Source organism: Pseudomonas sp. TTU2014-080ASC (assembly GCF_001446935.1).
GTDB lineage: Bacteria > Pseudomonadota > Gammaproteobacteria > Pseudomonadales > Pseudomonadaceae > Aquipseudomonas.
In genome coordinates this window covers 593,573-608,666 of record NZ_LKKK01000002.1, presented here as the reverse complement: position 1 = coordinate 608,666, position 15,094 = coordinate 593,573, and the positions used below count along the sequence as shown (strand labels likewise).

Below are 15,094 nucleotides of genomic sequence, written 5' to 3'. Positions count from 1 at the left end.
GGTTACTTATTACCGTCCGGCACAAAGACGTAGCCCACGCCCCAGACCGTCTGGATGTAGCGCGGTTTGGACGGGTCCGGCTCGATCAGGCGGCGCAGACGGGAAATCTGAACGTCGATGGAACGCTCCAGCGCATCCCATTCACGGCCACGGGCCAGATTCATCAGTTTGTCGCGGGTCAGCGGCTCGCGGGCATGCTGCACCAGCGCTTTGAGCACAGCGAATTCGCCGGTGGTGAGCATGTGCACTTCATCCCCCTTGCGCAGCTCGCGGGTCGCCAGTGACAACTGGTACTCACCGAAACTCACGGTTTCGTCTTCACTGCCCGGAGCGCCCGGTACAACCGGAGCCTGACGGCGCAGCACGGCTTTAATCCGCGCCAGCAATTCACGGGGATTGAACGGCTTAGCCAGATAATCATCAGCGCCCAGCTCCAGCCCCTGAATACGGCTGGCTTCATCACCCTTGGCAGTAAGCATAATGATTGGCACTTGATTGTTCGACTCGCGCAAACGGCGGCAGGCGGACAGGCCGTCTTCGCCGGGGAGCATCAGATCCAGTACCACCAGGTTAAACAGCTCGCGGGCCAGCAGACGATCCATCTGCTCGACGTTTTCCACCGCACGCACGCGGTAGCCCTGTTCATCAAAAAAACGCTCAAGCAGACGGCGCAGACGCGCATCGTCATCAACGATAAGGATTTTTTCGCCTTCAGCGGCCAGTGCAGTGTTGCTCATTCACAACTCCTTGTTCAGACATCCACAGGCACGAATGCGCAGGTGGTGTGCAATGGGCAGCATTATGGACCAGGTGAGTCCGCCCAAGGCTAGGCCATTGTTAGCAGATTTTTCCCCACCGGTTTCCGGCTCATGCCTGAGCAGTGTTTATAATGCGGCCCTTTCGTGTCCGGCCTGCCGGTGCAGTGCCGTATTGTCGTCACAGGGCCTTTTCGAAAACAGCGCTGAAGTCCGCAGTTTTCGGGAGTGTCTTACATGAGTGTGGATAGCCGTACATATGGATAGCATCAACAATCGCATTGCCACCGAACTGGGCGTTCGCCCGCAGCAGGTTGCCGCCGCCGTCGCCCTGCTGGATGAAGGCTCGACCGTACCGTTCATCGCCCGCTATCGAAAAGAAGTCACTGGCAGCCTGGATGACACCCAACTGCGTACCCTGGAAGAGCGCCTGCGCTACCTGCGCGAACTGGACGAGCGCCGCGCCAGCATTCTGGCCAGCATCGAAGAACAGGGCAAACTGACCCCTGAGCTGACCCGCGAAATCAACCTCGCCGACACCAAAACCCGCCTCGAAGACCTTTACCTGCCGTTCAAGCAGAAGCGCCGCACCAAAGGCCAAATTGCTCTGGAAGCAGGCCTTGGCGAGCTGGCCGACGCACTGTTCAACGATCCGACCCTGAACCCGGAAAGCGAAGCCGAGCGTTTTATCGACGCCGAGAAAGGCTTTGCCGACATCAAGGCCGTGCTCGAAGGTGCCAAATACATCCTCATGGAGCGCTTCGCCGAAGACGCCAACCTGCTGGCCAGCCTGCGCGGTTTCCTCAAGGACAACGCCACCCTCAGCGCCCGCGTAGTGGCTGGTAAAGAGGAAGAAGGGGCGAAATTCCGCGACTACTTCGAGCATGACGAAAAGCTCAAAGGCGCGCCTTCGCACCGTGCTCTGGCGATTTTCCGTGGCCGCAACGAAGGCATCCTCAGCGTCAGTCTGAAAGTCGGCGACGAGCAGCCAGGCACCATGCACCCGTGCGAAGTGATGATTGGCGAGCGTTTCGGCATCAGCAACCAAGGCCGTGCGGCTGACAAATGGCTGAGCGAAGTGGTGCGCTGGACCTGGAAGGTCAAGCTCTATACCCATCTGGAAACCGACCTGCTCGGTGAGCTGCGCGATGGCGCTGAAGATGAAGCCATCAGCGTATTCGCCCGCAACCTGAATGACCTGCTGCTGGCCGCTCCGGCTGGCCCGCGGGCCACACTGGCGCTGGACCCTGGCCTGCGTACCGGCTGCAAAATCGCCGTAGTAGACGCCACCGGCAAGCTGCTGGAAACCACCACAGTTTACCCGCACGCCCCACGCAATGACTGGGACGGCACCATCAACATCCTGGCCAAGCTGTGCGCCAAACATAACGTCGAGCTGATCGCCATCGGCAACGGCACCGCCAGCCGTGAGAGCGACAAGCTGGTCATCGAGCTGATCAAAAAGTATCCACAGCTGAAACTGACCAAGATCATGGTCAGCGAAGCCGGCGCATCGGTGTACTCGGCGTCCGAGCTGGCCGCCAAAGAATTCCCGGATTTGGACGTATCCCTGCGCGGTGCTGTCTCCATTGGCCGCCGCCTGCAAGACCCGCTGGCCGAACTGGTGAAGATCGACCCAAAATCCATCGGTGTCGGCCAGTACCAGCACGACGTGTCCCAGCTCAAGCTGGCACGCTCGCTGGATGCCGTGGTTGAGGACTGCGTAAACGCCGTGGGCGTGGATGTGAACACCGCCTCCGCCGCCCTGCTCACCCGCATCTCCGGCCTGAACGCCACGCTGGCACAAAACATCGTTAATTACCGCGATGCCAACGGTGCCTTCAACAGCCGTGCCGAACTGTTGAAAGTGCCGCGCCTGGGTGAGAAGACTTTCGAACAGGCCGCAGGCTTCCTGCGCATCATGAACGGTAACAACCCGTTGGACGCCTCTGCGGTTCACCCGGAAACCTACCCGCTGGTGCAACGCATTGCCGCCGACACCGGCCGCGACATCCGCTCGCTGATCGGCGACAGCAGCTTCCTCAAGCGCCTGGACCCGAAACAGTTCACTGACGAGCAGTTCGGTCTGGTCACCGTCAGCGACATCCTCAGCGAGCTGGAAAAGCCGGGGCGCGACCCACGTCCCGAGTTCAAAACCGCTGAGTTCCAGGACGGCGTTGAAACCCTCAACGACCTCAAGCTGGGGATGATCCTCGAAGGCGTCGTCACCAACGTCACCAACTTCGGTGCCTTTGTGGATATTGGCGTACATCAGGATGGTCTGGTACACATCTCCGCGCTGTCGGAAAAGTTCATCAAAGACCCGCACGAAGCCGTCAAAGCCGGTGATGTGGTCAAAGTGAAGGTCATGGAAGTGGACATCCCGCGCAACCGCATTGCGCTGTCCATGCGTATGGGGGACACCCCGGGCGAGAAAACCGAAGGTCCACGCACAGGCGGCAATCGCGGTGGCAACACGCCGCGCAGCGAGCGCCACTCCCGTCAGGACAAACCGGCTCCGGCGACCGGCGGCATGGCGGCACTGTTCGCCAATGCCAAGCAGCTGAAGAAGTAACCATCGGCTCTGAACAGGCGGCACTGCGCCGCTTGTTCAGCATGGCCACCCTCGCACAGGGCGCCTGTATTTACCTTTGCTGATGCACGCTGATTAAAAACTGCATTAATCTGGTAAGAAGTTTCCTATTGGCCCTTGTAGAGCGCCGTCGTAATCCCCATATCTCGGCGACCGATGCGTGTTAAGGAATGCAAACTTGAGCGACTTGTTATCCCGCCGCCTGAATCAACTTGGCGAGCGCGCCAACCTCACACTGCTTTCCCAATGCCTGCACGGCATCGAGCGCGAATGCCTGCGCGTTGACCGCAACGGCCAACTGGCCCTATCGCCGCACCCGCAGTCTCTGGGCTCAGCCCTGACGCATCCACAGATCACCACCGACTATTCCGAATCGCTGTTGGAGTTCATCACCCCGGCAGAAGCCAATCCGGCCGATACCCTGGCTGATCTGGAACAGATTCACCGGTTCGTCTACTCCAAGCTGGACAACGAACTGCTGTGGAGCCCGTCCATGCCCTGTGAGTTGCCGGATGAAGAGACCATCCCAATTGCTCAGTACGGCACCTCCCACATTGGCGAACTGAAGTACGTGTACCGCAAAGGCCTGGCTCTGCGTTACGGCAAAACCATGCAGTGCATTGCCGGTATTCACTACAACTTCTCCGTGCCAGATGCACTATGGACCCTGCAACAGCAGGCCGAAGGCAACACCCGTAATGCCCGCGACTATCAGTCGTCGCGCTACATCGCCCTGATCCGCAACTTCCGCCGTTACAGCTGGTTGCTGATGTATCTGTTCGGTGCCTCGCCGGCCCTGGACAAAGGCTTTATGCGCGACCGCCCGCACCAGCTGCAGGAGCTGGACGCCGACACCCTGTACCTTCCCTACGCCACCAGCCTGCGCATGAGCGATCTCGGCTATCAGAGCTCCGCCCAGAGCGGCCTGACGCCCTGCTATAACGACCTGGCCAGCTACACCGATAGCCTGCGCCGCGCCGTGGCCACGCCTTACCCGGAATACGTAGCCATGGGCACGAAAAAGGATGGCCAGTGGCAGCAACTGAACACCAACATCCTGCAGATTGAAAACGAGTACTACTCCAGCATCCGCCCGAAACGCGTCACCTACAGTGGTGAACGCCCGATTCAGGCGCTGATGGCGCGCGGCGTTCAGTACGTTGAAGTGCGCTGCCTGGACATCAACCCGTTCCTGCCGCTGGGGATTGACCTGACCGAAGCCCGCTTCCTTGATGCCTTCCTGCTCTACTGCGCGCTGGAAGAAAGCCCGCTGCTGCAAAATGGCGAGTGCGGCCAGAGCACCAGCAACTTCCTGAGTGTTGTTAAAGAAGGCCGCCGACCAGGCCTTTTACTGCAGCGCAATGGCGAGTCAGTCAGCCTGCAAAGCTGGGCCGAAGAACTGTTGGAAAAAATCCGTCCACTGGCCGAAACCCTCGACCAAAGCCACGGCGGACAGGCCCACATCGAAGCCCTCAACGCTCAACACGCCAAGGTCGCCGACAGTAGCCTGACGCCTTCGGCGCAAGTGCTGGCAGCTCTGCAACAAGGCCAGAGTTTTACTCAATTCGCCCTAAAGCAAAGCCAGCTGCACGCCGAGTATTTCCGCAGCCAGCCACTGAGCGTCGAGCAAACTGCCCAGTTTGAAGCCAGCGTGGCCCAGTCCATCGACGAACAGATCGCACTGGAAAGCAGTGAACACGGCGACTTCGACAGTTTTGTCGCGGCCTACCAGGCCAGCATCCTCGCTTTGGCCGTGTAACCCCCGAGCTAGCCCGCCGCGCTGCAGTCGGCGGGCATCTCCCACGCTCTCTCGCTCAAGTTAGTCCTCACTTTTTTGGGGTTTTCCACACTTTTGATCGGTGGATGAAAGGTTGGAAGTGCGAGGTTAGTGGCAATATGATTGTGTTTATTACGGTTTAAAATAGAACCAACGTACACTCAGAGTCCACCAACATGCCCCATGATGACCACTTAGAAAAGTGGAGCCTGGAAAGCCTCAACAAAGCCTACCAACAGGGGTACATGGCTGGTCTCACTGGCCACGCTAAACAACCACGCAACCTGGAAGCGCAAGCCGATATCCTCTTGGCTGCCTGGGAAGCGGGCTGGGACGATGGCAGCGAGCAGTTCGAACTGCACAAACGCCACAGCGCCTGATTCCCACACACTTCATATCTTCTTCCATAACCCTCTGGACACTGCCCGGAGCGGTCAAGCTACGCCTTCACAATCATAAAATGCCGATTTTTATTCGATAAAAATCGATTATTTTTCGTATTAGTCACTCAAAAACACTTCAAAAGCCGATTTTTATCGGATATAAATAGACTATCCGCTTGCAAAGTCCCGCGTGCAACCGCACATTCACCGGACTCTGCTAGTGTCACCCGACAACCCGACCGCTCCTGAGGTGCCAAACATGACCCGTACCGTTACTGTCGCCGCCACTCAAATGGCCTGTTCCTGGGATACCGCTGCGAATATCGCCAACGCCGAGAAACTGGTACGCCAGGCAGCGGCCAAAGGCGCCCAGATCATCCTGATTCAGGAGCTTTTCGAAACTCCGTACTTCTGCCAGAAGCCGAACCCGGACTACATGCAGCTGGCCACTCCGGTTGAGAGCAACCCAGCCATCCTGCACTTCCAGAAAATCGCTAAAGAGCTGCAAGTCGTTCTACCGATCAGCTTCTTTGAACTGGCTGGCCGTGCCCGCTTCAACAGCATCGCTATCATCGACGCGGACGGCACCAACCTCGGGATTTATCGGAAAAGCCACATCCCGGACGGCCCTGGCTACCACGAGAAGTACTACTTCAACCCGGGCGACACCGGCTTCAAAGTGTGGAACACCCGCTACGCCAAAATCGGCGTAGGCATCTGCTGGGATCAGTGGTTCCCGGAGTGCGCCCGCAGCATGGCCCTGCTCGGTGCGGAAATCCTCTTCTACCCGACCGCCATCGGCAGCGAGCCGCATGACCCGACTATCAGCTCCCGCGATCACTGGCAGCGCGTCCAACAAGGCCACGCAGGTGCCAACCTGATGCCGCTGGTGGCCAGCAACCGCATTGGTCGTGAAGACCAAGACGGCTACCACATCAACTTCTACGGTTCCTCTTTCATTGCCAACCAGTTCGGCGAGAAAGTCGAAGAGCTGAATGAGACCGAAGAAGGCATCCTGGTGCACAGCTTCGACCTGGATCAGTTGGAGCACATCCGCAGTGCCTGGGGCTCGTTCCGCGACCGTCGCCCGAACCTGTACGGCCCGGTACTGACCCTCGACGGCAAACTGGCCAGCGAATAATCCCGTTCATGGAAGGCTGCTTTAAGCAGCCTTCTCGCTTAATAGGCAGGACAAACCATGACACTCAGCAGCACACCTCGCGCCGATGGCTTCCGCATGCCAGCGGAATGGGAACCCCACAGCCAAACCTGGATGGTCTGGCCTGAGCGCCCGGACAACTGGCGCAACGGCGGCAAGCCTGCACAGGCCGCTTTCACTGCCGTAGCCAAAGCCATCGCCGAGTTCGAACCGGTAACCATCTGCGCATCTGCGGCCCAGTATGAAAACGCCCGTGCACGCCTGGATCACGACAACATCCGCGTGGTGGAAATCACCACCGACGACGCCTGGGTGCGCGACACCGGCCCAACCTTCGTCACCAATAACCAAGGCGAAGTGCGCGGCGTGGATTGGGGCTTCAACGCTTGGGGCGGCTTTAACGGCGGCCTGTACTGGCCGTGGCAGCGCGACGACCAAGTGGCGCGCAAGATCCTCGAAATCGAACACTGCAAACGCTACCGCACCGAAGGCTTCGTCCTTGAAGGCGGCTCGATTCACGTCGACGGCGAAGGCACCCTAATCACCACCGAAGAATGCCTGCTCAACGCCAATCGCAACCCGCACCTATCCCGCGAAGAGATCGAAGCAGTCCTGCGCGATCACCTGAGCATCGACACTGTGATTTGGCTGCCGGACGGCCTGTACAACGACGAAACCGACGGCCATGTGGATAACTTCTGCTGCTACGTGCGCCCCGGCGAAGTCCTGTTGGCTTGGACCGACGATCAGAACGACCCGAACTACCCACGCTGCCAAGCCGCCATGCAGGTGCTTGAAACCGTGCGTGACGCAAAAGGCCGCAAACTGGTCGTTCACAAAATGCCAATCCCCGGCCCGCTTCACGCCACCGAAGAAGAGTGTGCTGGCGTTGATATGGTCGACGGCACCCAGGAACGCGATCCGTCGATCCGCCTGGCTGGCTCCTACGTCAACTTCCTGATCGTCAACGGCGGCATCATCGCCCCCAGCTTCGACGACCCGAAAGACGAAGAAGCCCGCACCATCCTCGAACGCATCTTCCCCGAGCACCGCGTAGTTATGGTGCCGGGACGGGAGATTCTGTTGGGCGGTGGCAATATCCACTGTATTACCCAGCAGCAGCCTGCACCGCAGGCACGCTAAACAAAAACGCCCGGCATTAGCCGGGCGTTTTTGTACTACCTCCCAGCGGATGACCGCATACGCTAGGAGCGGTAGATCAGCCGGGAAAGAAACAGCAAGAGGAACTTGACTGACCGCTAGCCAGTTGCTGACAGAGACCTGCGGGCATTAGGTTCAAGCGACCAAATCGACACAACCAGCAGAGCTAAAGGCAAATACGTCAGTACTAAGCTCACGCTGTAGAGATGAAATATAACGCACTCCTGAAACATATCGAGTAAAGCACCAAAACTGAGCGTTACAATTGCCCTGAGTCGCAAGGATTAGCTGTAAAAAGTACAAGCCCCCCACACGATGAGTCGAGTCTTGTGCGCAGCCCTGAACAGTCAGATGTTGTTCCAGAACTTATCCCCTCAACTCAAAAAGTGGTTCTCAGAGCCTAAGCGCGGCTACCGGCAAGCACGATAAGTAAAGAGCGATTTCCAAATCACTCCAACCGTGTTTCTCAAAGGAATGCCTTAAGAACCGCATGCGCAATTTTGTACAAGACGAGAAGGACATCGTTGCATGGCAATAAAGCAATCCCCAAAGGAGCAAGCCCAATTTCATCATCTCAGTGATCTGGGAGGCCTCGAAATGCTTCAGGCTCGCTATTATCGCCAACGCTTTCCCCGACATGTTCATGAAGCCTATTGCATTGGTGTGATTGAGGAAGGCGCACAACGCTTCTATCGATCAGGAGCTGAGCATGTCGCCCCCAGAGGCGACATAATTCTGGTAAACGCTGACGATGTTCACACCGGGCATGCAGAACTAGAGGGCGGCTGGGCTTACAGAGCCATTTACCCTCATCCTGATCTGTTCAAATCCATTTCACAGGATCTTCATCACTCCAACGGAAGCATCCCCTGGTTTCCTAATGCTGTACTACACGATCCGGGCTTGGCACAACAACTACTCATGATGTTCACACTCCTTGCGCAGCCCAGAAATGCTTTATTAAAAGAAACCTTACTAGTTTCATCACTTAGCTGGCTGATGATGCGCTACGGAAAGACTCGCCTATCACCAGCCACACTGCCCTCTGCCGAGCAGCGGATACTTACAGTCAAAGAGCTGCTGGATAGCTGCCCGGAAAAGGAGTTTTCGCTTTTGCAGCTCGCAGAAATAGCTGAATTGAGCCCGTGGCACTTCTTGCGGCAGTTCAAATCGGCTGTCGGCATACCTCCGCATGCCTATCTCATTCAGGCCAAACTGAGGAAAGCAAAAGATTTGCTGCTTAAGGGGCAATCCATTGCAACCGTTTCAGCCTTGTGCGGTTTTACAGACCAAAGTCACCTGACACGCCACTTCAAAAGCTCGGTCGGTATCACCCCAGGAGAGTTCATCCGAGGGGTATTGCCACGTTAATAGAGCTAGCTTTACTCAATACAAAGTACGCCGAGAAGCACCACTGAAGGGCACCTCCAAAACGTAGGCGAGGCAGTCAGCGCAAGGCAAAAACAGACGAAACGAAGCGTAACGCAGTAACAGCCCCAGGCTGGCCCGAAGGTGAGAGGGGGCGTTGCGACTAAAAAGCGCAGTTTACGTGATGTAAATGAGCATTTTGAGCCTGTTATTAACGCAGCGATGACAGCTAGGGTAGTTTTTAGATGCCTCCTCAAGATTGCCCCCTAATCTTGCTGTAATTATGACCCACCAAGACAGCAATTTCATTCAATACTCCTGATCCCCTCGTAATTAGTCTAAGTCTTCATGACTGTTCAGACTGATTAGAGAGCGATGGCCAACACAATATTAGACGAAGCCATACAGAAGCCTACAACGCCAAAGTTAAAAGGTTTTTTGGACGGCGTAATTGAAATGCTCCCTCTGTGTGTTTCAGTAATACCATGGGGAATACTTGCTGGATCTATGGCAATTCAAACCGGCTTGAGCTTTTGGCAAAGTGTCGGTATGTCAGCCATTGTCTTTGCCGGCGCCGCACAATTAGTAACCCTTGGACTACTTATTACAGGAGCAAGCTTCATTACGATTATTGCATCAGTCTTCTTTATTACATCTCAACATCTGATTTACGGGCTAAATCTTAGAAAGAAGGTATCAAGCTTACCTTTAAAGAAGCGCCTACTTATAGGTTTCCTACTGACAGATGAATTATTTGCATTGAGCAGTAAAAAAAACCAACGAGATAGTAGTTCATTTAAATATTTACTTGGCGCAGGCTGCACATTCTATATTGGATGGTTTACGTTCAGCCTTATGGGCATAGCAATGGCAAACTCCATACCCGACCTAAACAAGTATCACCTTGATTTTTCCATCATTGCAACATTTATAACAATAATAGTTCCAATGACAAAAAAGACAAGCACACTCATTGGCATCATCTGGTCTCTTCTTACATCAATGCTATTTGCATATATTAACCTTGAGGGAGCAATTGTTATTGCAGGCTGCTCCGGAATGATCATTTCCGTCTTTGCCTCACGCATTATGAAGGAACAAAAATGACCTGGCCTCTACTAATAACCCTCGCAACTATTGTCTTCATAAATAGATATATTTTTCTCGAACCCAATACTCCGGTAAGAATACCCAAAATACTACACGAGGCCTTAGATTATTCAGCCCCCTGCCTTTTGACAGCCATTTGCGGCCCAATAATTCTAATGAATGGGGATACTCTAAGAAACTTCCCTGAAAACCCATACTTCTGGGGAGCAATTACAACAGTCCTTGTTGCCATTTATGTCCGGCAAATGGTAACAGCAGTTTTGATCAGCTTACTTATATTCTACACACTTGTTTATTTAATATAAAATCAAAAGAGGCATAGCATGGATGCGCATATAGAAAACCTTAAGGCATCGTCAGAGATACGAAAATCATATGAACTTCTGCCATTCCAAGGAATTTGGTCTTGGTTAACAGGAAAAGAAATAATTGAAAGACAGAAACTCTGGAAATCAAGCTCGATAGAAATGATTATATGGTCTATTGCCTGGGTAATCACTGGATTAGGGCTTACGATAGCATCCTTACACATCGACAACATATTTATTTATCTAGCAACATACTTAACAGGCATTTTATTTTCGGCATCTGGCGCACGCTATATAGTAGCTACGATCATACATCACGGAGTTCATGGCCATTTATTTAAGAACAAAATAACCAACAAGATCATTTGCGAGATTTTATCTACGGCATTCATTGTACAACCATATGAGCCTTACAGAAGATTCCACGTTTACGAACATCACGGAAAAGACTTCGCTAGCTTTAAAGACAAAGATCTCTCCGCAATATACAAACTAGGCTTTACTCCAGGAAAAACAAGACAACAACTATACAAAAATCTATTTAAATTACTACTCAGCCCAACCTTTCACATAAGCTACTTCAAAGGCAGAGTAACTTCTAATTTAACCGGAATCCAGCCTTATCGAATCGCAATGTCTCTCATCTGGATGTCATTCCTTTTAACTACCTTGACAATATACGGAGCATTACCATTTACCCTAGTAGTCATTATACCATTCGTAATCATATACCAAATGGCATCACTACTTCATTTAATTACAGAACACACTTGGCTACTACGCCCCGCAGATAAAACAGTTCGCGACAGTCATATCGAAAATTGCTTAGCAAGATTTTGCGGATCTCTATGTCCGAATGACTTTTCTAGCAAGAATATATGGCCTTGGATCAAATGGGGAGTGGCACATATTTTCTACCACTTGCCCTGCAGAATGTTAATCGTCCAAGGATCTTTGGTCTGCCATGATTGGCACCACCGCTTCGGCAGTGTACGCGAGTGGTACAACTACTCAACCTTAAGGGAAATAGATGTTCACAAGCAAGTTAGTAAAAGCACATACAAATACATAGACATATGGGGATTTAAAAACTGCTTGGACTACGTATTCGGCAAAATTAGCGAAGCACCAATAACAAACACCCAGAACTTTGAGTACAGACTTAACTAGTCAAAATACTAACAACGCACACCTTATACTTAACCACGCCAGATAACCATCACTCAATTATTACAGCCAAAGAACCCTACAAATTCCCCTCTTGTAGAACCGACCTAAATTCAACACCACCATATTGAGAAAAATTAACACTACTATTTCTAACTTCAGCACTCACCAGAAATAATCTAACTAAATAATCAGCCCAGAAAGCGCCCGACTAATCAGCCGGGCGCTTTCTATTGCATTACTTATTCAAATGGTTTCGGGATTGGTGTGTCGTTGGTAGACGGCGGCAGGATCGGCAGAGCAAAGCTTGGCTGATCACCGGTCAGGGTTTTCAGGAAAGCGGTGATTTTGCCGATTTCGTCGTCGCTCAGCTTACGGCCCAATTGCAGGCGTGCCATCACGTCAACCGAGTCTTCCAGCTTCCAGTACGCGCCGTCGTGGAAGTAGGGGTAGGTCAGCTCGACGTTACGCAGGGTCGGCACCTTGAACTTGAAGCGGTCCGCGTCTTTGCCGGTCAGACCTGCAACACCCTCAGCCGGGTTTTCGGTTTTGTACGGCTCAACCAGACCCATTTTCTGGAAGGAGTTACCACCCAGTGCCGGACCGTTGTGGCAAGCCACACAGCCGATGGATTTGAACAGGTCGTAACCTTCTTGCTCGACCTTAGTGATGGCGTTCTTGTCGCCTTTGAGCCACTTGTCGAAACGTGAGTTTGGCGTGACCAAGGTCTTTTCAAACTCAGCGATAGCGTCGGTTACGGCATCGAGGGTGATCTCATCAACCTTGTAGACCTGCTTGAAGGACTCGCGGTACTGCGGGATAGAACGCAGCACGTCGATGGCCAAGATGTGAGTGAAAGCCATTTCTTTCGGGTTGGCGATCGGGCCTGCGGCCTGCTCTTTCAGGTCAGCCGCACGACCATCCCAGAACTGCGCCAGGTTGAGGCTGGAGTTCAGTACGGTCGGCGAGTTGATCGGGCCTTCCTGCCAGTTGTGACCAATCGAAGTGGGCAGGTTGTCACTACCGCCCATGGACAGGTTGTGGCAAGAGTTACAGGAAATGAAGCCCGAACGGGACAGGCGCGGATCAAAGAACAGCTGCTTGCCGAGTTCCACTTTGGCCGGGTCAGTGATTTCAGCAGGTGCAATTGGCTGGACTGGCTCGCTGGCGGGAACAGCGGCCCAAGCTCCGGCACTCAGGCACAAACCGGCCATCAGGCTCAGGGTGCGCATAGGTATCTCCTCAGTTGTTGTATTGGCTTGCGTAACTATCTTAACCCGACCATGAAGGCCGATAGCCATCACCGCATTGACCCATATCAACACTTGCCGCTGAGTTTCACCGATGGTTGGAGATGTGCGATTTAGACAGGTCAGCGTCAAATCACCACAACGCACGCAGGGCCTTGCCTACAGCCTGTTTCGGTTGCCAACCTCTCAATTTTTAATGACAAACAATCTTACAAAGTTGCTCGACCGGTAATGGTCTGTAAATAGCCGTATTGCTTTGAAAGCCATCGCCATGCCGCCCGAATACCCTCTACAGCTAGTGGTGATGGATTGCCGACTCGGCAAACACCGGGTCAAGGGAACACAGTGCCTTGTACTGGCTGACAAATACTTGGCCGCCAAAGTTTTGTAAGAAGTCTGAGCGTTGCAGCCGATCCATCACCGGGCCCTTCACTTCCGCCAGGTGCAGTTGGATACCGGCACTGAGCAGTCGCCCACTGATGGCGTCCAACGCATCTACAGCACTGGCATCAATCTGGTTAACACCTGAGCACATTAAAACCAGATGCCGGATCTGAGGTCGGGTTGAAACCAGCGCCCCAATACGCTCCTCAAGGTAACGGGCATTTGGAAAATAGAGGCTTTCATCCACCCGAACCGACAGCACCGTTGCGCTCTCAAGCACCTCATAACGCTCAATGTTTCTGAAGTGTTCAGTACCGGGCACCTGCCCGACAACGGCCATGTGCGGACGGCTGGTGCGCCACAGAAACAGCACCAGCGAGAGCCCAACCCCCAATAGAATCCCGGTTTCCATGCCATGCAGCAGCACACCGAGAATGGTCGCCAGCTGCGCGGCTCCTTCCTGCCGAGAGTAGCGCCAGGTCCGGCGCAGACTTGCGATATCAATCAGGCCTACGACCGATACCACGATGGTCACCGCTAACACGGCCTGCGGCAGATGCTCCAGCATGGGTGCTAATCCCAGCACGGCTGCCAACATCAAGGCTGCGGCAAACGCGCCCACCAGCGGGGTCGCCACGCTTTGCTGCAACGCCAGCCCCGAGCGGGAGAAGCTGGCCGCCACTGGCATGCCGCCGCTAAAGGCCGAGGCGATGTTGGCTGCGCCCTGCCCGACCACCTCCAGATCAGGATCAATCGATTGGCGTTTGCGCATAGCCAAGCTTTGGGCAATCGAGATGGACTCAACAAACCCGACTAAGGCGATCAGCACCGCTGCCGGTAGCAGTTCACGCAACAGCCCAGGATCGAGACTAGGCAGGCTGAAGCCCGGAATGCCTGTCACCACTTGCCCCACAACCACGACACCCAGTTGCTCCAGTTTCAACAGGGCTCCAATCCCCATTGCCAGCATCATCAAAATCAAAGCGGCAAACTGGCGGACACGCTGAACCAGCGACTTTTTAAGGCCGAACCACTGCAAATTACGCAGCAACAGCAGCAGGCCAAGGCTGACAGCCGACAGCACCAAGGTGGGCAGGTGAATCACTGGCAGTTGCCGATACAGTGCAGGAAGCACGTCAAGCAGGGTCAGCCCGCTGACAGACACGCCCAGCAGGTACTTGAACTGGCTGGCCGCGATAAGTATTGCCGCGCCGCTGACAAACCCCGAGATCACCGGATGGCTAAGGAAGTTGGCGATAAAGCCCAAACGCAGTATGCCCATGGCCAGCAGCAAGATACCCACCATGAGGGTCAAGCTGGTTGCAGCCACCAGATAAGCGACAGTGCCGGGCTCAGCAAGGGGCGACAACGCAGCAGCCGTCATCAGTGACAGCACAGCCACCGGCCCAAACGACAAGGCCACACCCGGACTGCCGCCAATCAAGGCATAAACCAGCAGCGGCAGCATGCTTGCATAGAACCCAGTCACAGCGGGCAGGCCAGCCAGTTGCGCATACGCCAGCGCCTGCGGCACCAGCATCAGACACACCAACACCGCGGCTAGCATGTCTCGACCAGCTTGGTCACGGTCATACCCACGCAACGTCTTCAGCAACGGCCACTTGGCAAACATTCAACAAATCCCGGCTTACAAGTGATCGTTACATCTTGGCCTGAGC

General features: G+C 54.3%; 12 protein-coding genes. 9 read left to right on the top strand and 3 right to left on the bottom strand.

The genetic code is table 11. The features are described from left to right. Positions 1-2: 2 nt before the first annotated feature. On the bottom strand, positions 3-737 hold the full coding sequence (gene ompR, locus AO726_RS08270; RefSeq protein WP_058067587.1) for an osmolarity response regulator transcription factor OmpR: 735 nt from the start codon (positions 735-737) through the stop codon (positions 3-5). A gap of 277 nt (positions 738-1,014) precedes the next feature. Here ompR and AO726_RS08265 point away from each other — a divergent pair, with 277 nt between their 5' ends. From AO726_RS08265 to AO726_RS08225, 9 genes are all read left to right on the top strand, one after another. Beyond that, on the top strand, positions 1,015-3,330 hold the full coding sequence (locus AO726_RS08265) for a Tex family protein (protein WP_058067586.1): 2,316 nt from the start codon (positions 1,015-1,017) through the stop codon (positions 3,328-3,330). A gap of 196 nt (positions 3,331-3,526) precedes the next feature. Continuing rightward, positions 3,527-5,107: a glutamate--cysteine ligase gene (gshA, locus tag AO726_RS08260; protein ID WP_058067585.1), complete on the top strand. Its 1,581-nt coding sequence runs from the start codon at positions 3,527-3,529 to the stop codon at positions 5,105-5,107. Positions 5,108-5,301: 194 nt separating this feature from the next. Next, on the top strand, positions 5,302-5,505 hold the full coding sequence (rmf, locus tag AO726_RS08255; RefSeq protein WP_058067584.1) for a ribosome modulation factor: 204 nt from the start codon (positions 5,302-5,304) through the stop codon (positions 5,503-5,505). 262 nt (positions 5,506-5,767) lie between these two features. Next, entirely contained in the window at positions 5,768-6,649 is an 882-nt protein-coding gene (gene aguB, locus AO726_RS08250) for an N-carbamoylputrescine amidase (RefSeq protein WP_058067583.1), read from the top strand. A gap of 57 nt (positions 6,650-6,706) precedes the next feature. Next, the gene (gene aguA / locus AO726_RS08245) at positions 6,707-7,810 is read left to right on the top strand and encodes an agmatine deiminase (RefSeq protein WP_058067582.1); all 1,104 of its coding nucleotides are present in this window, start codon (positions 6,707-6,709) and stop codon (positions 7,808-7,810) included. 546 nt (positions 7,811-8,356) lie between these two features. Continuing rightward, positions 8,357-9,199, top strand: a complete 843-nt coding sequence (locus AO726_RS08240; protein ID WP_082629088.1) for an AraC family transcriptional regulator — start codon at positions 8,357-8,359, stop codon at positions 9,197-9,199. Positions 9,200-9,571: 372 nt separating this feature from the next. Then, entirely contained in the window at positions 9,572-10,303 is a 732-nt protein-coding gene (locus AO726_RS08235; protein ID WP_082629087.1) for an AzlC family ABC transporter permease, read from the top strand. Next, entirely contained in the window at positions 10,300-10,611 is a 312-nt protein-coding gene (locus AO726_RS21590) for an AzlD domain-containing protein (RefSeq protein ID WP_058067581.1), read from the top strand. Before AO726_RS08235 ends, AO726_RS21590 begins: the two co-directional genes overlap by 4 nt. 18 nt (positions 10,612-10,629) lie before the next feature. Further along, positions 10,630-11,784, top strand: coding sequence for a fatty acid desaturase (locus tag AO726_RS08225; protein WP_206542507.1), 1,155 nt, complete (start codon positions 10,630-10,632; stop codon positions 11,782-11,784). Between the two features lie 239 nt (positions 11,785-12,023). Here AO726_RS08225 and AO726_RS08220 read toward each other — a convergent pair whose 3' ends face one another. After that, a complete protein-coding gene (locus AO726_RS08220; protein WP_058067580.1) occupies positions 12,024-13,013 on the bottom strand; it encodes a cytochrome-c peroxidase in 990 nt (329 codons plus the stop codon). Positions 13,014-13,326: 313 nt separating this feature from the next. Further along, entirely contained in the window at positions 13,327-15,048 is a 1,722-nt protein-coding gene (locus AO726_RS08215; RefSeq protein WP_058067579.1) for a SulP family inorganic anion transporter, read from the bottom strand. Between the last annotated feature and the right edge of the window lie 46 nt (positions 15,049-15,094).

Coding starts and splice junctions, on each gene's coding strand:
- ompR (WP_058067587.1), bottom strand. CDS start 737: ATGAGCAACACTGCACTGGCCGCTGAAGGCGAAAAAATCCTTATCGTT.
- AO726_RS08265 (WP_058067586.1), top strand. CDS start 1,015: ATGGATAGCATCAACAATCGCATTGCCACCGAACTGGGCGTTCGCCCG.
- rmf (WP_058067584.1), top strand. CDS start 5,302: ATGCCCCATGATGACCACTTAGAAAAGTGGAGCCTGGAAAGCCTCAAC.
- aguB (WP_058067583.1), top strand. CDS start 5,768: ATGACCCGTACCGTTACTGTCGCCGCCACTCAAATGGCCTGTTCCTGG.
- aguA (WP_058067582.1), top strand. CDS start 6,707: ATGACACTCAGCAGCACACCTCGCGCCGATGGCTTCCGCATGCCAGCG.
- AO726_RS08240 (WP_082629088.1), top strand. CDS start 8,357: ATGGCAATAAAGCAATCCCCAAAGGAGCAAGCCCAATTTCATCATCTC.
- AO726_RS08235 (WP_082629087.1), top strand. CDS start 9,572: ATGGCCAACACAATATTAGACGAAGCCATACAGAAGCCTACAACGCCA.
- AO726_RS21590 (WP_058067581.1), top strand. CDS start 10,300: ATGACCTGGCCTCTACTAATAACCCTCGCAACTATTGTCTTCATAAAT.
- AO726_RS08225 (WP_206542507.1), top strand. CDS start 10,630: ATGGATGCGCATATAGAAAACCTTAAGGCATCGTCAGAGATACGAAAA.
- AO726_RS08220 (WP_058067580.1), bottom strand. CDS start 13,013: ATGCGCACCCTGAGCCTGATGGCCGGTTTGTGCCTGAGTGCCGGAGCT.
- AO726_RS08215 (WP_058067579.1), bottom strand. CDS start 15,048: ATGTTTGCCAAGTGGCCGTTGCTGAAGACGTTGCGTGGGTATGACCGT.